Here is a 15,916-nt window from a genome sequence, read left to right as displayed (position 1 = left end):
TTCAGGCCCGTCGGCCTGAAAATCTCAAATCCTGTTCGCAATTTAAAGAGTAAGAGCATGATGTCGCCCGAAAACCGCGCACACTTTTCGGCATCATGCTCCAGCCTGCGCAGGAGCACGCCGTTCCGGCTTGCCGTCACCTTCGGCGTGCTCTTCGTCGTCACCTTCATTTTGAGCGGCGCAATCATCTATCACATGCTGCGCCTCGGCCTCGGCCGCGATCTCGAACAGTCGCTCACCGAGATGAATTCGCTGATCGTCTCGACCTACGAACCCGGCGACACCGGGGATCTCATCAACACGCTGAACAATTATGCGAGCTTTCAATCCACCTCCGACGGGCTTTATTCGCTGACCGACCAGGCCGGCAGGAAACTCGCCGGCAATTTCGCGGCACCGCGCATCCCGAACGGCGTCCATACCGTCACCTCAGGCGATGTCGGGCTGAAGGGCCATGAACGCTACCGGATGCAGGTGTCGACGATCGGCCCCTACAGCCTGGTGGTCGCCGAAAACTTCAACGATGTCGACGAGATGCTGAGGATCGTGCAGGTGAGCCTCGAATGGGCGGCGGCGATCGTCGTCGCGACCGCGATCGGCGGCGGCGCCTTTCTCGCCGTTCGCGCCCAGGCGCGGCTGGACAGGGTGGCGCTGACCATGAACGACGTCGCCCAAGGCGCGCTCGACGCCCGCATTCCGATCAGCGGCAACGGCGACGATCTCGATATGGTGGCGATCCAGATCAACGCAGCGCTGGAGCGGCTGCAGACATTGGTCGACAGCATGCGGCAGGTGAGCGCCGATATCGCCCACGATCTGAAAACACCTCTCAACCGGCTGCGGCTGACGCTCGATGCCGCGGTGGCCGGAAATGACCGGCAGGCCGATGTGTCGGCCCTTCTCGACGAAGCGAGACACGAGAGCGACCGGATCAACGCCACCTTCGAGGCGCTGCTGCGCATTTCCCAGATCGAGGCCGGCGCCCGCAAGGAGCGTTTCCAGGCGACCGATCTCGACGCCGTGCTTGCGGTGATTTCCGAGGTCTATGTCGATGTCGCGGAAGACGCGTTGATGTCGTTGACGATCGCGGAGCGCTGTCCGGCGCTCATTCGGGGCGACCGTGATCTGCTGACGCAGATGATCGCCAACCTGGTGGAAAACGCGATCAACCACTGCCCGGCCGGAACTGGCATCACGGTTTCGCTCCGCTGCCGGAACGGCCGGGCCATCGTCTCGGTCGCCGATACCGGCCCCGGCATTCCCGCCGGAGAAAGGGACAGGGTCTTCCGGCGTCTCTACCGGCTCGACAAGAGCCGCACGACGCCGGGAAGCGGGCTTGGGCTCAGCCTCGTCAAGGCGATCGCCGACCTGCATGCGGCTGAGATCACCATGGCCGACAATCATCCCGGCCTCACCATCTCGATCGCCTTTCCGCTCATCCCGGGTGAACGGTCTTAACCGCTCACCCCAGAGGAGCGGTCCTAGCCGCTCACCCCGGGGGAGCGGCCCTAACCGCTCACCCTCCAGGCGGCGAGACGGCGGAAGCGGCGAGCAAACCGGCGCACCTCAGCCGCCGTGCGATAGGGCAGGACACTCCACGGCCGGCGGCGGCCGAGCCGGTATGCCGACAGCCCGGCCTGGATCTGCGAGCAGGGATCCGCCCTTTGGCTGACCGGCGCCGGATCGACGAAGCAGGCCTTCAGCCCCTCATCGAACTCCAGATCGAAGGCGAGATCATAAGGCAGGCGCATCGGCAGAAGCGCACCGGCGATCCACTCCGCCGCCCGGCGGTTGATGAGATAGGCGCCGGACCCCTTCTCGCGGGTGAGCGCGATGGCCAGCGAGCGCGACGCCGTCAGCGCCTCCACCCTGTGCTTTTTCCCGGAACTGACTGTGGACAGGCGCAGGATGTCCCAGCGCTCTTGGTGCTCAAGGGCGGCATCGAGCAGCTCGGCCAGATCGTCATCGAAATCGAGATCGTCTTCCAGAATGAGCGCGAACTCGGCATTGCCGGCAAGGAACCGTTTGGCGCATTCGACGTGGCTGAGATAGCAGCCGATCTCGAAAGGGTTCGGCCGGCGGCCGTGCCGGCTGAGATAGGCTGCTTCGTCAAAACCCGGATGCGGCAGGCTGATGACCGCGCCATCGACCGCCGCCACGCGTTCGAAGGCAAGGCCGAAGTCCGCCAGCAGCCGCTCCATGCGAAACCGCCGCAACGGCGCCCGGTCGAGATTGATCAGGTAAGTGTTAACCCGCAGGCTGACCGGATGGATCGCCGGCATAAGGGCGGCAGGTGTGGCGCGCATATTCATGAGAGCTGGCCTCGACTTGACAATGACGGCGCCAAGCCTGCGCTCGAAATCTCACGGGGACCTCGCCCGGACTATACATTTTGGTAAAGTGCAGCGGTCGAACGGCCGAGGCTGCATTTCTTACGGATTGGTATGATCCCGGCAAAGTGCGCGTGAGAATCCCGCGCTACCAGCGTCGTGCGGCACGCCGTGGACGCCTCCCTTCCCGCGATCGAAACCGACAACCAGCGAGCCTTCGATGACGACAGCGACCCACTGCGTGCCGCGCCGGATGATCCTTGGCAGGCCGACGGCGGCGAGAGTGGATCCTCGGTCAAGCCCTGGGAGGACGGAGCGTGGGGTGACGTCTGGAGCAAGGACAGCGACCCATTCGGGCATGATCGGCGAACCGCGCGCCAAGACGAATGCAGACTCTCGATGAGGAAATTCGATCTCCGCGCCGCTGAAAAGCTGGCCTGGTCAGCACGGCGCCGATATGGTTGCAAAAACACGGCCCCGCAACCCCGGAAACAGCCCTCTCGCAAAGCCCCTACGGACAGCCCTATGCTCGACTTTGATCCGCTCTATTCAACGCCTCAGGTTGAGGCTGTCGAACAGTTCATCAATCATCACTATCCGCTTGCAGGACCGCTTTCCTGCCGATTGCTTCAACGTGGCCTGAATGATGTGTATCTCGTCGTTGGCAGCCACAGCGAGCGTTATGTCTTCCGGCTTTCCCACCGCCGCGCACGCGGTCCAGCCGACGTGAAAACCGAAACGGCGTTCCTGATGCATCTTTCGCAATCGGGCGTTCCGGTCGCAGCCCCCGTCCCGACACGTGATGGCAGCCTGTTCGTTCAGGGAAATGCGCCGGAAGGCGGGCGCGAGGGCGTGCTCTTCCGGGCGCTCGACGGCCGCCAGCCGTCTACGACGGATGCCGGCGATGCCCGGGCCAACGGCAAGACTCTTGCTCTGCTGCACAATGCGGCCGAGACATTCTCGCCGGACGGCGCGCGTTATCGGCTTGACCTCGAACACCTGCTGCATCGGCCCCTCGCCCGAATACGCGATAGCGGCATTGTGGAGGACGCGGAGGTCCGCAGCGATCTCGAAACCATCGCGGCACGAACCGCAAAGGCGATCGAAGCCTTCGGCGATCTGACCAGGACCTATTGCCATGGCGATTGCCACGGCTTCAATGCGCGCATCAACGACGCCGGCGAAGCCGTATTTTTCGATTTTGACGACGGCGGTCCGGGGTACCTTGCCTACGACCTGTCGGTCTTCCTGTGGGCGCAAGTCTCCTTCGGCCGAAGTTCGACCGCCATGTGGGACGCCTTCGTCGACGGTTATCGAGCCGTCCGGCCGATAACCCCAGACGACTTCGAAGCCGCCCATCGCTTTGTGATCGTCCGCCACATCTGGCTGATGGGCGAGTATGCAAGCCGGGCCCAGGAATGGGGAAGCGAGACCGTCGGCTGGATCGCGCGGGAAGCGCATTTCCTCAAGACCTGGGAGACCGCGCGATTTGTCGATCGTTTGTTTTGAATTCAGTTATCGGCCTGACCGCAGCCGGAGGAAGAAGCACACAGGGTAAATCGCAAAGCCGCCCCCACGCTCTACCTCACTTGCGGTCTTCCCGGTTCGGGGAAGCCAAGCCGAAACCGGTCCGTGCCGAGGGAGGGTGGAGAGCCTGCAATGGCAGATCGCCCTGCGTGCCCTCAGGCTTCGAAGACGTGGCCTGGGAACACCGTTTACTCTTCACCTGTCTTCGGAAAGAGATGAGTGACATTGGAGCCAGGGGTCTGAACCCTCGCTGCGGTCTTCTTGCTGTCATTGCTGCGTTCGCCAGCAGCTTGTACGACCGAGGCAAATCCATCGCGCTGCCTGTAGTAGTCAGGTTTTTCCGGAAGACTGAGATCAAAATCGGCAAGCAGTCGCTCGATGAGGTCCATCGCCTTCGCCGCGATCACCGCATAGCCCTCCTGGCGACGCTCGAAAAAACTGTCGAAGCCTGGGCTGGAGAGATCAAGGTTATCCAACGCGTTCCCAAGGTTCGTCACCCGGTTCGATAACCATAAAGCCTCATGGAAGAGCTCGTCGCCCAAGAGGCTCAAATCTTCAGCCCGTGGAAGGACAAGAACCGGATCCGCCGTGTGGAAGACGAATTCGCCTTCGTTGGCTGGGTTGAACTCAGGCGTATCGTGAACGGCAGCGTATGCGGCGCCGACAAAATCGTCCAATGCCAGAGCTGTCAGCATCGCCGCGCTGCGCGCTTTGGCTTTTGGGTTCCGCGCGCGTTCAGCACTCGTCCACCGCAGTGCGCTCGGTATGATCGTGCCGGCGGCGAAACAGCCAGCCCCAATCATCGCTCCGACTAGCATGATGCCCTGAGTTGTTTCGAAGAACTGCGTCAACACCTACCTCGTAGAGTTCGAGAAGCGATTTGCATCGGTCGCACGCAGGACGGAATCAGTACCGGCTGTTGCAGTGTGCCTCGCTTGAAAGCGATTAGGAATGCTCTCCTGAAGATGAGATCTCGACGGAGTAGATTCAAGGTTTAGTCCGTATGCCGCCTCTGCCGCATGACCCGTCGTCGAGAAGCTTCCGGATGGCCGTGATGTTTCCACGCAAACCCGGCGGCAGGGCTGCTTCTGGTGGTTCATCTTCGAAAGCGGAGGAAATGTTCCAATCCATTGTTACCCATTGACCTGAACAGGTTTCACCCCAATACGGTCAGGCCAGCCAGACGACAACAGGAGTGTAATAATGAGCGAACCGACCGTAGCAGATGCAACAAACCGCATTTATGAGTCGCTCCAGGCGGACAACGCCGACATCGACGTGCATGTCGCCGCCCTCAAGGCAGCGTTGACGCGGGCGGGTTTGAAAGAGGCCGTATTCGACCCGGCCAGGCTCGTGCAGAATAACCGTTCTGGCAGGAAGCGGATGGAGGCCTACTTTCGGCAGCGCGGTGTCGTGGTGAAATTCTCAGCCTCGTGAAGCCTTGCCGTGAAGGCAGACGGCTGTAATCACAGATGTCGCATTCCCCCCTCGCCCCGCTCCCGCCCGTGTCTCCAGGCCGCTGCTGACGGAGGCCAGCGTGGATCCTCGGGTCAAGCCCGAGGACGACGGAGGGTGGGGTGAACTCTGCGGCAAGGACAGCGATGGCGGATGGGATGTAGGCGAATTTCGCGTCCGTCGCTCCGTCGTCAACCGGCCCTCGCCCCTCGCAGCGCCGTCAATCCCCGCCGCAGCCACAACAATTGCTGCGGCGGCATCTGGCGCAGATGTTCGTAATCCATCACCGTGACGTTATAGACGGTGCTTCTGACCTGCGGGCCGTCCTGGCAGCGCAGCAGGATGCCCTGCAGCGCCATCATGCGGTTGCTGGCCTTGCGGGCGCGGTCGGCGATGGTGTCGGTCACCTCGCCTTCGTGGCCTTTGACGGCGAAAAGCGATTGCGCCCGCGGGCTCGGGGCCGGGATGCCGGTGGTCTTGTGGTAGCGGGCGATTGCCTCGGCATAGTCGTCGCCGGCCTGGCGCTGCTCGGCGGTGATCAGGCCGTCGAGGAACATGCGGCCGAGCGTATAGCCGGCGAACGGGCTTTTGACCGTCTCGTCATCAACCGTCCGGCCGAAACCGTGGATGCGGCGGCGGGCTGATATCGCGACGCTGATATTGTCCTTCTCGGTTTCGAAGGGCTTGATCTTGCCGCAGGGAAACCGCTCGACATTTGCCTTGCGCGGCCGGCCGGCGCCCTTGTTTGCCCGCCCCGTCTTTGCCTTGGCTGCTTTGCCACCCATGCTGATTGTCCTTCTATCGAATGATGCCGTTACGAAGTGCGGCGGCGACCAGCGCCGTATCCTTGAAGACGCCGAGCCTCGCCTTGGCGTTGGCGATGTGCGTGTTCACCGTGATGTGGGAGATGCCGAGAATGGTGCCGATCTCGGCGGCGGTCTTGCCCGCCGCCATCCAGCCGATGATTTCGGTTTCGCGTGGGGTCACTGGGCTCATGGCTCTGGATACCCATCGATAGAGGGCACGCGCGGCATCGTCACATGCGCACCCGACAGCGTCACCCGCGTGACCCGGTCGGGATGGCGAATCGGCGCCGGCGCCGGGCGGGTCTCGGCCAGCGGAGGCCTGATGTCCTGCCGTGCCGGAAACCTGTCGCGGTTGCGGCGCGCCATGTTGATGACGGTGTTCTTCTTCGATCCGAACAGGTTGGCGATCTCTCTTGCCGAGAGCCCCTCCTGCCAGAGCGTCTGCGCCCTGACGATCTTGTCTTCCGTCCAGAATAGGCCTCTCACCTCAATGCCTCCTCGGGCCGTGCGGCTCCTGCAATGATCGGGTTGTCGGGAAACATCTTCGCCAGTTCCCGCCTGGCGTTGCGGCTGCCGTTCGCCGCGTCGCGCAGCAGCTGCATCTTGTAGGCGGCGACTTTCGGCTGCGGCGTCTCCGCTTGCCGCTCGCGGCGGGGGCGGCTTTGCGCTTCGATCGCCGCCTGCTGACGGCGGCATTGCTCGGCGAAACTGGCGCAGCTCGGGGCGAAGGCGCGGTTATGGTTTTTCACCTTTCCGGAGATGAAGAGTTTGGCGGCCTGCCAGACAGCCTCCAGCGGAATGCCGTCGATGGCGACGAGATAGGCGCGGATCTGCATGTCGGGATCAGTGCCTGTTGATGCCGGGAAACCCGAAAGCATCCCCGCTATGATCTTCACCGGAGAGGAAATCTCTTGCGGCATCGACTGTCGTCCTTCTCGTGCTGCTGTTAATCGACTGGGCTTCCCTCGCCTTCTCCTTGAGGTACCAGTCGCTTTTGATCGCCTGCCAGCCGCGGAAGATCTGCATCTCAGCGGCGCCGACCGGGTCGCCGGTCAGCAGATATTCCCTGGCCTGGATCCGGGCCGCGTAAGCCGTCAGCGGCCGCTTCAGCGTGCGCTTGCGATATTCGATGATCGCTGCCGCCAGCTCCTGCCCCAGCACCGGGCTGAGGATCTCCATGATGTCCTTGTCGATTGTTGCCTTCGCCATTGTTTCCCTCGCCATTGTTTGCCTTTCCCGGCCGAGATGGCCGACCTCAAACCCGCCGCCCCCCCTCAAATCCGGCCGCCGGCAAAATTGACCGGCGTGCCCGGCTTGAGGGGCCGGCGGGCAAACCGGCGGGTTTCCGCGCCGGCGTGATCCTGCTGGGCGGTGTCGCCCTTCTCGGCGCTGCGCAGCCGGTGGATCTCGATTTCGACCGAAGGCACCGACATCCCGAGGATGGCTGCGATTTCGATATAGTCCCGGCCGGTGCGGAAGAGCTCAAGCGCGTTCATGCCGGCATCTCGGTGCTGCGTCTGGCGCGGCCTTGGCTTGGATGCTCATCGTTTCATCCTTGTTTTCGATTGCGAGAACGGCTCGCCGTTGTTGCGGGAGAAAAAGCTCCGCTCGTCTGCATGGGCTGCCGCCGGGGATTGAGAGGCCGGCGTCGCCGAGGGAGGGCGACGACGCCGGCCGCCGATCGCCGTCAGGGAGGAGTGACGCCGTCGGGATGGGTGATCAAAAGAGCGCCGGGCAGGATCTCCCGCATCTCTTTCGGGCTCGTCGGCCGGCCGCAATTTTCGCAGTGGCGCTCGATCACCTCGGCGATCGACAGCGCCTTGCCGCACATCGCGCACCCGGTGTAGCGGGGGCAACCGCTGTAGCGGGGAAGTCTGGGCCCGTCATGGATGATGTCGCTGTGTGTCATGCTCATTAGGGTACAATTAATACCCGTTATGTCAAGCGTAATAGGGCATTACATATACCTTTTTTTAGGGTATAATTTATATCATGTTGAAAGATCAGGAACAATTTGAGCGCGAAGAACGCGCAAAGCGGCTTGTCATGGCCAGGAAGAATGCCGGCTTTGCCGGGCCGAAGGCGATCGTCGATCGGCTCGGCTGGAACGCCAATGTCTACAAGGCGCACGAATCCGGCCGCAACGGCTTCGGCATTGCCGATGCGAAGAAGTATGCCCGCGCGTTCAAGGTCAATCTCAACTGGCTGCAGTTCGGCACCGGCAACGCGCTCGATCCGGATGAGCTGCCGGTTTCCGTCGCGGACGTGCCGAAGATCTCCTGGGTCAGCGCCGGCCAGTTGAGCGAGCAGGCGCCGATCACCGACTTTTCGGAATTCCCGACCGTCGCCGCCCTCGATCTTCCCGATGGCGAATGGATCGCGCTCGAGGTCGAAGGCAACTCGATGAACAAGATCTCGCCGCCCGGCTCGATCATTTTCGTCAATCTGCGCGACAAGCGCCTGGCGCCGAACGCGCTCTATGTCGTCGCCGACGAGACGGGCGCCGCCACCTACAAGCGCTACCGCCCGAACGACAATCCGCCCTTCCAGCCCGCCTCCTACGAGGACGTGCCGCCGCCGGAATTCCAGGGCGCCGTCACCATCGTCGGCCGCGTCCGCCGATCGATCATCGAGATGTAGGGATGGAGCTCAAATCTCGGAAGCAATGATCAATGAAACCAATATGATCCGCCCTTCCGCGCGTGCCGGCAAAATCTGGTTCTATATCGTCACGACAGCGGTGCTGCTTCTCGCCTTCAGCGCCGCGCGGCAGATGTACGGCCTATAGGATTTCGCTCTGAAGCTCGCCGGGCCCCGCCGGAATCATGACGCATATCGGGCGGCCCACCCTCTGAAACCACAAATTGCGGAAGGTCCGGCTGCCGTTCGCACACCCTCGTCACCGTCCTTCGGCAGCGCCCTCGGATCGTAGAATTCGGCGATCCCAGGCCGCTTCGATCACTTGCCGGTGATTTCGAGTTCGCGCGCTTGGCCGGCCTCCTTTTTTGCTTTCATCATCTACTCCAACTTCAGTTCTCTATCCTCTCTCTTAGGCTTAGGAGGAGAAGGTTCCTGAAGGCTGGTGAGGGAGGGTTCCGGCCAAAGCTTCCCCCTACCCCATGAGCAAAGCCCATGAAGCCGGGAGAGCATTGGCCAGGTCCTGAAGGCCGGAGCCGGGATGGGACACGTGCCAGAGGGGCCATTCGCTTCGCCCTCGTCCTGATTTTCTGACAGCGCACTTAAGGACTTTCGCTTCCCGCGCCGCTGGGCTTCGTCAGCTCGGGAGTTGCACCCGGTCGCCCAATCACTGGATCCAGAGATACACCTACGATTCGTACCTCGTCAATCATGAGGGTATTTTTAATACCTTTTAGGATTGACGTGATGGGGTATTATATATACCTTTCTTCGCAAGAGATCAGAGGCGCGGGAGGACGGGGCGATGCAGCACATCCGCAATATCGAAACCGAGGAGAGCAAGCGGGATGCCCGCTGGAATGCGGCGCGCACGGCCCATGACTGCCGCGCCTATATGGCCAACGAGGCCCAGCGCATGGGCGCCCTCGGCTTTGCCTTTCTCCGCCGTCCCGAACATTCGATCCGCGGCCCGTCCTGGCTGCGCGGCGCTGCCGCCAGCGTCGAGGCGCATTACCGCTATGCCCGCGAGATCATGGGCATCACCGATACCGATCAGCTTTACGCCTGAGGGGAGCTGAGATGCCTGCGGCCAATCCCACATCCGAACCCTCGACCGAGAGCCGTCCTGCCGCCCGATGGGCCGGGACAAGCGAAGAGACCCATGCCAAGGCCCGCCTCACCGCCGGGACACCCGATCTCCTGACCGCGCTGGTGGAGGCCGAACGTTTTTTCGACGGCAGCAACGATCGCGGCTGCCCGCTTCACCAGAAGATCCTTGCCGCCATCGACACGGTGAAGGGCTGTGCAGCATGAGCGATTGCCTGATCAAAGCCTTTGCCGACTGCGCCTGCCCGCCCGGCGAATGCCTGGAAAAGCCCCTCACCCCGGCGCCGGTCACCTTCGTCTCGTGGCGGACCCAGGCGATCGCCTGCCTTACCTTCGGCTTCCTCGTCGCGATCGTTACGGCCGCCTGGATGGAGACGCAGTTCAAGAACCAGGATCTCAGCTACCAGGAGCGGGTGTCGTGGAAGTGAGCCAGGGCTTTGCCGGATCCTTCAGCTCAGGAGCTGTACTTGATGTCGCTGGCCTTCGCCGCGGTGATGAATGCGCGGCGCACCTGCTCGGGCTCGGCGGCATCGTTGAAAACATCAAGCACAAGCCGTTCGGCCGCCTCGGCCGCCGGCGTCTGCTCCGGCCAATCGTTCAGCAAAGTGTTGCCGGCCTGAACGACATTATAGACCGTCCTCACCTTGCCATTGATGGTGATCTTCACCGGCTTGAACCTTCGTCGCTTGCTCATGATACAGCCCCCACGCTGGCCACGCGACTCAACGAATCACTTGGCGACTCGTTCCGGTTGATTCTGAAGCGCGGCGAATCGAACATGGCGCATGCAACGCCCGACGAATTGTTCAATCGCGTCCCGGTTATCATTTTTTGTCAGGCGGAAGGCCTGACGTCCTCCGGCACAACCTTTATAATACTGTACAATTGCGCGCGTGTGCTCTTTTTGCTACAGCTTTTTGTTGAGTTGCCCTGTATCCCTTGGTTGCATTGTAACGCATGGGGTACAGAGATGAAGTTGACTATTGCCACCACTTTCCTAGCACTTGTCGCAACCACTGCTTTGGCAGCCGATGTCGTTCAGGACGTACCGGCCGCTCCCGTTGCGGCTGCGCCTGTGTTCACCTGGTCGGGCCCGTATTTCGGTATTGATGGCGGCGCCGGATGGCTTAACGGTGATTTCGACTTCGGCGGCGGCAGCGCTTCTGAGGATTTCAACGGCGGCGTCTTCGGCGGATTTGCTGGTTATAACTTCCAGTTCGATAGCATTGTCGTCGGTATCGAAGGCAATCTGGAACACAACTGGAATGAGAAGGACACGCTGGGGGCCGAAATTGGGACGGATTGGGCCGGCGCCGTTCGCGGTCGGGTCGGCTACGCCTTCGACAAGGCGCTGATCTATGGCGCAGCTGGCTGGACCGCCACGCGCGGTTACGTCGACGTGCCGGGGTTCGACAAGGAAACGGAGACCTTCAACGGTTACACCGTCGGGGCTGGCGTCGACTTTGCCGTCACCAACAACATCTTCGCCCGCGGCGAGTACCGGTACAACGACTTCGGCGAGAAGGACATCCTTGGTGTGGATGTTGACCTGGATCAGCACGAACTCAAGTTCGGCGTCGGCGTAAAGTTCTAAGAACTGTCTGCCAAGAAGCAGCACTGAAGCCTCGCCACGTTGGCGGGGCTTTTGCGTTTCCCTCGATACGAATCGGCCCGGCCTTTGGCTTCCCCTCTCACAAGGGGCACCTCCTCACTCACATACGCCGCTGACGTCGCCTCGGCCACCTCGCTGATGCCAGCCGCAACCGACGGGTGGGAAGCATCCGGCCCCTGGCCATGACACTTGAGAGTTGGAAAAGCCTATGGCCGGCATCGCCCGGGTCATCAGCCAAATGCCGGTGTGGATCCACAACCGGCCGCGCCGGGAGGAAGACGTAACCATTCATTGCCGCAAGCATTGCCGTGCTTTTCGAGCCAACAGCGCCCGAACACGAAAAACCCCGCCGAAGCGGGGTTTCTAGCTGGTCGGAGTGGAGTGATTCGAACACTCGACCCCCACGTCCCGAACGTGGTGCGCTACCAGACTGCGCTACACTCCGTGACCAGCGGCGCTTCTATAGAACAGCCTATCTGGTTGCACAAGCACCAAATTCCAAAAATCCGGCGGAATTTTTGACGGGTGGATGACAGGGCCGGCGGTGCGCTGCTGCTGCAAAAAGACACACCCGGAGCAAATCGTCGGGAAGTACCACAGGGGCAATTTTCTTTTGCCGGGTTCCGCGCTAAAGGGCTCGACGGGACAGGCGAAACCGCCCGTAAAAGCGGCGTCGCAGCCAATGCGCTAGAGATCAGGGACGACACGATGAAATTCCGCACCATGACCGCGGCCGGGCTTGCCATTGGGCTTGCCGGATGCACGACCATACCTTCCGCCGGCAATCCGATCGAGGCCCGCTGGGTCGGCAAATCGGCCGGCATCTTCTTTGCTGCCTACGGACCGCCGATCAGCGACCGCGAGGAAGGCGCCACCACCGTCTATACCTGGCGCGGCGGCTACAAGACCGTGCGGATCCCAGCAAAATATGCCGAAGGCGCCGACGGCAAGCGCGGCAAGCAGATCGCGTCGGCCCGCACCGCCTATCTGCGCTGCCAGGCCGAAATCACCACCAGCTCCGATTACACGATCCGCGACATCCGCACCGTCGCCGACATCCCCGGCGTCAGCGGCCCATCCTATTGCGCCGAATTCCTGGCGCCGGAACAGAAGTAACGGGCGGTTTGCCCAAGGAAGCGAAGACAGGCGGCCGATGTGCCGCCTGTTTTGTTTTACCGGGTCACTGCCGGTGCAGCTCAGCCCTCCGCCGGCCCGTAGAGGCCGAGCTGATCGAGAAGCGCGCGCTGCCTGTCGGCGTTTTCGACCAGAAGGCCGGTGTAGCGTTCGACGATCCGGCCGCGATGAGCCGGGTCGGACACGGCGGAAAGCGCGCCTGATATGGCGGCGATCTTTTCCGAGGCCTGGCGCAATTCTTCCAGAAGCTCTGTCTTGCCGGCGGCCGCCGTGACGACCTGCTTCGTCACCTTGCCGATGCCGGCCGGCGTGCGGCTGCCGGCCGAGATATAGCCCTCCGACAGGTCGCCCTTGAGATTGACGACGGATTTGAAGCGGATGACGTCGAAGATCTGGTCGACCGCCTGCTTGGCGCCGGTCACCCGCGAGGGGTGGTCGGTGTCGGCGGCGGCGTGCGGCAGCAGCTCCAGTCTGCCCTTGTGGCGCTGTTCGAGCGGCAGGTAGGGCAGCATCGGTCCGCTGAGCGTGCCGGTCGCGGCATCCTTGAACAGATCGGCGTCGATTGCCGCGTGGGCGATCTTGCCGGAGGACAGCGCTGCGTCGAGCGCATAGGGATCGACGACTTCGCCGCGGTCGTAATTGACCAGCACGGCGCCGTCCTTCATGGCGGAGAGCACTTTCGCGTCGACGGTGCCGGCATTGGAATAGAGGCCGGTCGATGCGTCCAGGCGGCCGAGGCCGATATGGACGGAGAGGACGTCGGCGCCGCTTGCCGCTTCGACCGGGCTGGCGGCATAGCCGAAGCCCTCGGCCTCGATCCAGCGCCGGTGATGCTCGCGGGCGTAGATCGCCACCGTCATGCCGAAGGCCTTGGCGAGCTTGGCGACTTCGCGGCCGATATTGCCGTAGCCGAGAACGGCAAGCTTCCGGCCGTCGAGCTTGGCCGTCGGGAAATCCTTGAGCTGACGGCCGGTGTCGAAATCGCCGCCGGCGACCAGCCGGTGCAATCTATCGACCGGCAGGTCGGGAACGACCTTCAGGATCGCCTTCAGCACCATCTGGGCGGTCGCCCGGCTGTTGATGCCGGGCGTGTTCATCAGGGCCGCGTCGCCGCCCTCGCCGTTGCCGCCGCCCCAGGAGGCCGAGCCCATATTGCCGGTGCCGGCGCCGATGCGCACGCCGCCGCGCGGGAAGACCGAGGCCTTCGGGATGAAGGTCGCCGCGGCGATCAGCGCGTCGTACTGGCCCTTGTCGGTCTGCGGCAGGATCTCCGCCTCGGTGCTGAGGTTCGGCTGATAGAAGAAATGGATGCGGCCCTTTTCGAGCCTCGCGCGGTCACTGAGCGGGCCGAGATGGAAGCTGCCGCCCTTTTCCTCGATATAGGCCTTGACCTCGCTGTAATCAGGCTCGCCGTCGGCGCCGAAGCGCAGGCCGACCAGATCGGCGATCAGCACCGTATAGGCGTGGTTCGGATCGTCCTTGCGCACGGCGCCATCGGCCTTATCAGGCGCCTCGAAGGTCACGCCGTGCTTGGCCAGTTCCTCTTCGAGAACGACGATCTTGGCGCTGAGATAGGCATATCGCAGATTTTCCAAGAGCGCGACGACATCTTCGGGCTCGCGGATGCCGCCGACCCAGGCGCGATAGTCGCCGGGTGTGCCCGGGAAGGCATTGACGTAGCGGGCGGCATCGAGGCCGGGCTTGTATTCGCCGTTCGGATGGGTGATGCCCTCATAACCGAGCAGCTGCTTCGAGCGGGCAATGATGCGGGCGTGGATGCCGGCATCGGTGATATCAGCGTCCTCGACCTTCAGAAGCGTCACCGCCGCGCCGCGGCGTTCGGCATCGGCGACTACAAGCGACAGCAGCGGATGCGCCTTGACCCATTCGTCGATCACGGCGCGATTGGCGGCGGAGCGGCGGTTGAGCTCGACGACGGAGCCGACCCTCGCCTCCGACTGCAGCAGGCCGAAGGTGGTCTCGGCAAAGGCGAGTGCGCTGTAGGTGTTGATGACGCCGCCGAGCATGCGGTCTTCGGCCGGATCGTAGAACGGCCCGGCATCGACGGAGCGCTTGGCCGAAAACGGCTGCCTGGGATCGATCGGCGGGGCGATCTTCAGCTGGCGCGGGATCGCCCAGGCCGGATCCTGCTGGTTCTTTTCGATCAGCGCCAAAGCATGCGGCGTGAAGGAGGCGACGAAATAGCCGGAAACCCCGCCGATCGCCTTCTGGAACGGCATGAACAGGCAGCATTTCGCCATCACGGCGCTGACGAGTTCAGGCTCCCAGGGCATGGCGCCGAGCATCGAGGTGGCGTCGAACACCGCATGGCGATTGACCGGATCGCCGTCGAGCCAGGTCAGGAGTTCGCGGACCTCGCCGCTGGTATAGGCATTGGCCCCGGTCGTCTCGTGGCCGACGCCGACGAAGATCGAAACGCCGAGGGCGGCAAGCTCGGCCGCCGTCGGGATCACGCCCTCGGAGGCGGCGAAATGAATGCGGCTCTCGCAACCCTTTTCGGCAAAGCGCTGCATCTCGATCAGCTGTGTGGCCCAGGACTGGCGGAAGAAGCCGGCGGCCTTGGACGGATCGCTCTCCGGCCGCGGCGTATCGACATAGACGTGCTGGCCGGCGTCGTTGGCATTCATCAGGTGCTGAATGCAGACGGTGAAACCGCTGTGGCCGCCGCCGAGCCCCACCGCCATGCGGTTCACCTTGGGAAAGCCGAAATAACGATGGATCGCCCGCATCATGTCGGTCAGGATCTTATCGGCCGGATAGCCGCGATGCATGCTGCGGGAAATCTCGGCCGTGGTGAAGCCGCCGATATCGTTGCCCCGGTCGTCGAACTTGCGATAGGTCTTTTCGATCCAGGCGTCGAAGGCGATGCGCCGGAGGCGGCTGTCCACCTCGTCGGTCGTCGCATCGGTGATCGGCCCGACGCCGAAGAACGGGTTGGACGGCAGTTTCGGCGCACCCGAGGCGGTCTGCCGAAGGGCGGTCAATCGCTGTTCCTGCATCTGCGCGATATCGGTCATTGCCTGCCTGTCTCCGGAGCTGAAGTTACCGTCATGGTGAAGCGACTGGCCCGCGTCGACAAGCTCATATGCGCCGAACGACAAGCGAAACGCGTCATTGCTATGGCTGCGGTGATGTTCGCGCGTTTGGCAGCAGGCGAGACGCGCCCAAGCCGGCCCCTCATCCGCCTGCCGGCACCTTCTCCCCGTAAACGGGGCGAAGGGGATGTGCCGCACCCTCTCCGTCCCCCACCAGCCCCTCGCAGGGCACGTCCCCTCTCCCCGTTCTTA

Annotated in this window: 20 protein-coding genes, 1 tRNA gene and 2 pseudogenes; 11 read left to right on the top strand and 12 right to left on the bottom strand. The window is 62.8% G+C overall.

Translation table 11 applies throughout. The annotated features are described in order from the left end of the window. Positions 1-57: 57 nt before the first annotated feature. A complete protein-coding gene (locus tag QMO82_RS28405; protein WP_183606015.1) occupies positions 58-1,458 on the top strand; it encodes a HAMP domain-containing sensor histidine kinase in 1,401 nt (466 codons plus the stop codon). Between the two features lie 50 nt (positions 1,459-1,508). Here QMO82_RS28405 and QMO82_RS28400 read toward each other — a convergent pair whose 3' ends face one another. After that, positions 1,509-2,312 (bottom strand): glycosyltransferase family 25 protein, encoded by an 804-nt coding sequence (locus QMO82_RS28400; RefSeq protein WP_183606014.1) that lies wholly within the window; start codon positions 2,310-2,312, stop codon positions 1,509-1,511. A 543-nt stretch (positions 2,313-2,855) separates the two neighbouring features. On the opposite strand from QMO82_RS28400, the gene QMO82_RS28395 reads away from it, so the two are divergent. Next, positions 2,856-3,839, top strand: coding sequence for a phosphotransferase enzyme family protein (locus QMO82_RS28395; protein WP_183606650.1), 984 nt, complete (start codon positions 2,856-2,858; stop codon positions 3,837-3,839). Positions 3,840-3,902: 63 nt separating this feature from the next. Next, positions 3,903-4,023 (top strand): annotated as a pseudogene (locus QMO82_RS28390) (kinase); the annotation flags it as partial. Between the two features lie 22 nt (positions 4,024-4,045). Here QMO82_RS28390 and QMO82_RS28385 read toward each other — a convergent pair. Further along, on the bottom strand, positions 4,046-4,708 hold the full coding sequence (locus QMO82_RS28385; protein ID WP_183606013.1) for a hypothetical protein: 663 nt from the start codon (positions 4,706-4,708) through the stop codon (positions 4,046-4,048). Between the two features lie 352 nt (positions 4,709-5,060). Here QMO82_RS28385 and QMO82_RS28380 point away from each other — a divergent pair, with 352 nt between their 5' ends. Continuing rightward, positions 5,061-5,294, top strand: a complete 234-nt coding sequence (locus QMO82_RS28380) for a hypothetical protein (protein ID WP_183606012.1) — start codon at positions 5,061-5,063, stop codon at positions 5,292-5,294. Between the two features lie 209 nt (positions 5,295-5,503). Here QMO82_RS28380 and QMO82_RS28375 read toward each other — a convergent pair whose 3' ends face one another. The 7 genes and pseudogenes from QMO82_RS28375 to QMO82_RS28345 form a co-directional block, all read right to left on the bottom strand. Further along, positions 5,504-6,097, bottom strand: coding sequence for a hypothetical protein (locus tag QMO82_RS28375; protein WP_183606011.1), 594 nt, complete (start codon positions 6,095-6,097; stop codon positions 5,504-5,506). Positions 6,098-6,110: 13 nt separating this feature from the next. Continuing rightward, the gene (locus QMO82_RS28370; RefSeq protein ID WP_183606010.1) at positions 6,111-6,308 is read right to left on the bottom strand and encodes a response regulator transcription factor; all 198 of its coding nucleotides are present in this window, start codon (positions 6,306-6,308) and stop codon (positions 6,111-6,113) included. Then, positions 6,305-6,604: a GcrA family cell cycle regulator gene (locus tag QMO82_RS28365; protein WP_183606009.1), complete on the bottom strand. Its 300-nt coding sequence runs from the start codon at positions 6,602-6,604 to the stop codon at positions 6,305-6,307. The genes QMO82_RS28370 and QMO82_RS28365 overlap by 4 nt, the downstream gene beginning before the upstream one ends. Further along, on the bottom strand, positions 6,601-6,996 hold the full coding sequence (locus tag QMO82_RS28360) for a hypothetical protein (protein WP_183606008.1): 396 nt from the start codon (positions 6,994-6,996) through the stop codon (positions 6,601-6,603). The genes QMO82_RS28365 and QMO82_RS28360 overlap by 4 nt, the downstream gene beginning before the upstream one ends. Beyond that, entirely contained in the window at positions 6,962-7,327 is a 366-nt protein-coding gene (locus QMO82_RS28355) for a hypothetical protein (protein WP_183606007.1), read from the bottom strand. The genes QMO82_RS28360 and QMO82_RS28355 overlap by 35 nt, the downstream gene beginning before the upstream one ends. Positions 7,328-7,392: 65 nt before the next feature. Continuing rightward, positions 7,393-7,663 (bottom strand): annotated as a pseudogene (locus QMO82_RS28350) (sigma-70 family RNA polymerase sigma factor). A gap of 142 nt (positions 7,664-7,805) precedes the next feature. After that, on the bottom strand, positions 7,806-8,033 hold the full coding sequence (locus QMO82_RS28345) for a hypothetical protein (RefSeq protein ID WP_246718185.1): 228 nt from the start codon (positions 8,031-8,033) through the stop codon (positions 7,806-7,808). A 77-nt stretch (positions 8,034-8,110) separates the two neighbouring features. On the opposite strand from QMO82_RS28345, the gene QMO82_RS28340 reads away from it, so the two are divergent. From QMO82_RS28340 to QMO82_RS28325, 4 genes are all read left to right on the top strand, one after another. Beyond that, positions 8,111-8,758 (top strand): S24 family peptidase, encoded by a 648-nt coding sequence (locus QMO82_RS28340; RefSeq protein ID WP_097619290.1) that lies wholly within the window; start codon positions 8,111-8,113, stop codon positions 8,756-8,758. A gap of 802 nt (positions 8,759-9,560) precedes the next feature. Then, entirely contained in the window at positions 9,561-9,824 is a 264-nt protein-coding gene (locus QMO82_RS28335; protein WP_183606005.1) for a hypothetical protein, read from the top strand. Between the two features lie 11 nt (positions 9,825-9,835). Beyond that, on the top strand, positions 9,836-10,069 hold the full coding sequence (locus tag QMO82_RS28330; protein ID WP_183606004.1) for a hypothetical protein: 234 nt from the start codon (positions 9,836-9,838) through the stop codon (positions 10,067-10,069). Continuing rightward, on the top strand, positions 10,066-10,290 hold the full coding sequence (locus QMO82_RS28325; protein WP_183606003.1) for a hypothetical protein: 225 nt from the start codon (positions 10,066-10,068) through the stop codon (positions 10,288-10,290). Before QMO82_RS28330 ends, QMO82_RS28325 begins: the two co-directional genes overlap by 4 nt. Before the next feature lie 26 nt (positions 10,291-10,316). Here the strand turns inward: QMO82_RS28325 and QMO82_RS28320 are convergent, their stop codons facing one another. Then, entirely contained in the window at positions 10,317-10,556 is a 240-nt protein-coding gene (locus tag QMO82_RS28320) for a DUF982 domain-containing protein (protein WP_097619294.1), read from the bottom strand. A 276-nt stretch (positions 10,557-10,832) separates the two neighbouring features. Between QMO82_RS28320 and QMO82_RS28315 the strand changes: the two genes are divergently transcribed. After that, on the top strand, positions 10,833-11,456 hold the full coding sequence (locus QMO82_RS28315) for an outer membrane protein (RefSeq protein ID WP_183606648.1): 624 nt from the start codon (positions 10,833-10,835) through the stop codon (positions 11,454-11,456). 226 nt (positions 11,457-11,682) lie between these two features. After that, entirely contained in the window at positions 11,683-11,841 is a 159-nt protein-coding gene (locus tag QMO82_RS28310; RefSeq protein ID WP_183606002.1) for a hypothetical protein, read from the top strand. 1 nt (position 11,842) lies between these two features. Here the strand turns inward: QMO82_RS28310 and QMO82_RS28305 are convergent. Next, positions 11,843-11,919: transfer RNA gene (locus QMO82_RS28305), tRNA-Pro, on the bottom strand. Positions 11,920-12,182: 263 nt separating this feature from the next. Between QMO82_RS28305 and QMO82_RS28300 the strand changes: the two genes are divergently transcribed. Further along, positions 12,183-12,590 carry a hypothetical protein gene (locus tag QMO82_RS28300; RefSeq protein WP_183606001.1) on the top strand — a complete coding sequence of 136 codons (408 nt, stop codon included), beginning with the start codon at positions 12,183-12,185 and terminating at the stop codon, positions 12,588-12,590. Between the two features lie 80 nt (positions 12,591-12,670). Here the strand turns inward: QMO82_RS28300 and QMO82_RS28295 are convergent, their stop codons facing one another. After that, positions 12,671-15,646, bottom strand: a complete 2,976-nt coding sequence (locus QMO82_RS28295; RefSeq protein ID WP_183606000.1) for an NAD(P)-dependent oxidoreductase — start codon at positions 15,644-15,646, stop codon at positions 12,671-12,673. Positions 15,647-15,916 lie beyond the last annotated feature (270 nt).

Source organism: Rhizobium sp. BT04 (assembly GCF_030053135.1).
GTDB lineage: Bacteria > Pseudomonadota > Alphaproteobacteria > Rhizobiales > Rhizobiaceae > Rhizobium > Rhizobium binxianense.
The sequence above is the reverse complement of the archived record's forward strand: the minus strand, read 5'-3'. Positions and strand labels throughout refer to the sequence as shown.

Excerpts from the sequence above, each read along its gene's own strand:
- QMO82_RS28400 (WP_183606014.1), bottom strand. The coding sequence starts at position 2,312 with ATGAATATGCGCGCCACACCTGCCGCCCTTATGCCGGCGATCCATCCG.
- QMO82_RS28330 (WP_183606004.1), top strand. The coding sequence starts at position 9,836 with ATGCCTGCGGCCAATCCCACATCCGAACCCTCGACCGAGAGCCGTCCT.
- QMO82_RS28320 (WP_097619294.1), bottom strand. The coding sequence starts at position 10,556 with ATGAGCAAGCGACGAAGGTTCAAGCCGGTGAAGATCACCATCAATGGC.
- QMO82_RS28300 (WP_183606001.1), top strand. The coding sequence starts at position 12,183 with ATGAAATTCCGCACCATGACCGCGGCCGGGCTTGCCATTGGGCTTGCC.
- QMO82_RS28340 (WP_097619290.1), top strand. The coding sequence starts at position 8,111 with ATGTTGAAAGATCAGGAACAATTTGAGCGCGAAGAACGCGCAAAGCGG.
- QMO82_RS28295 (WP_183606000.1), bottom strand. The coding sequence starts at position 15,646 with ATGACCGATATCGCGCAGATGCAGGAACAGCGATTGACCGCCCTTCGG.
- QMO82_RS28335 (WP_183606005.1), top strand. The coding sequence starts at position 9,561 with ATGCAGCACATCCGCAATATCGAAACCGAGGAGAGCAAGCGGGATGCC.
- QMO82_RS28345 (WP_246718185.1), bottom strand. The coding sequence starts at position 8,033 with ATGAGCATGACACACAGCGACATCATCCATGACGGGCCCAGACTTCCC.
- QMO82_RS28395 (WP_183606650.1), top strand. The coding sequence starts at position 2,856 with ATGCTCGACTTTGATCCGCTCTATTCAACGCCTCAGGTTGAGGCTGTC.
- QMO82_RS28355 (WP_183606007.1), bottom strand. The coding sequence starts at position 7,327 with ATGGCGAAGGCAACAATCGACAAGGACATCATGGAGATCCTCAGCCCG.
- QMO82_RS28375 (WP_183606011.1), bottom strand. The coding sequence starts at position 6,097 with ATGGGTGGCAAAGCAGCCAAGGCAAAGACGGGGCGGGCAAACAAGGGC.
- QMO82_RS28405 (WP_183606015.1), top strand. The coding sequence starts at position 58 with ATGATGTCGCCCGAAAACCGCGCACACTTTTCGGCATCATGCTCCAGC.
- QMO82_RS28380 (WP_183606012.1), top strand. The coding sequence starts at position 5,061 with ATGAGCGAACCGACCGTAGCAGATGCAACAAACCGCATTTATGAGTCG.
- QMO82_RS28325 (WP_183606003.1), top strand. The coding sequence starts at position 10,066 with ATGAGCGATTGCCTGATCAAAGCCTTTGCCGACTGCGCCTGCCCGCCC.
- QMO82_RS28360 (WP_183606008.1), bottom strand. The coding sequence starts at position 6,996 with ATGCTTTCGGGTTTCCCGGCATCAACAGGCACTGATCCCGACATGCAG.
- QMO82_RS28310 (WP_183606002.1), top strand. The coding sequence starts at position 11,683 with ATGGCCGGCATCGCCCGGGTCATCAGCCAAATGCCGGTGTGGATCCAC.
- QMO82_RS28315 (WP_183606648.1), top strand. The coding sequence starts at position 10,833 with ATGAAGTTGACTATTGCCACCACTTTCCTAGCACTTGTCGCAACCACT.
- QMO82_RS28370 (WP_183606010.1), bottom strand. The coding sequence starts at position 6,308 with ATGAGCCCAGTGACCCCACGCGAAACCGAAATCATCGGCTGGATGGCG.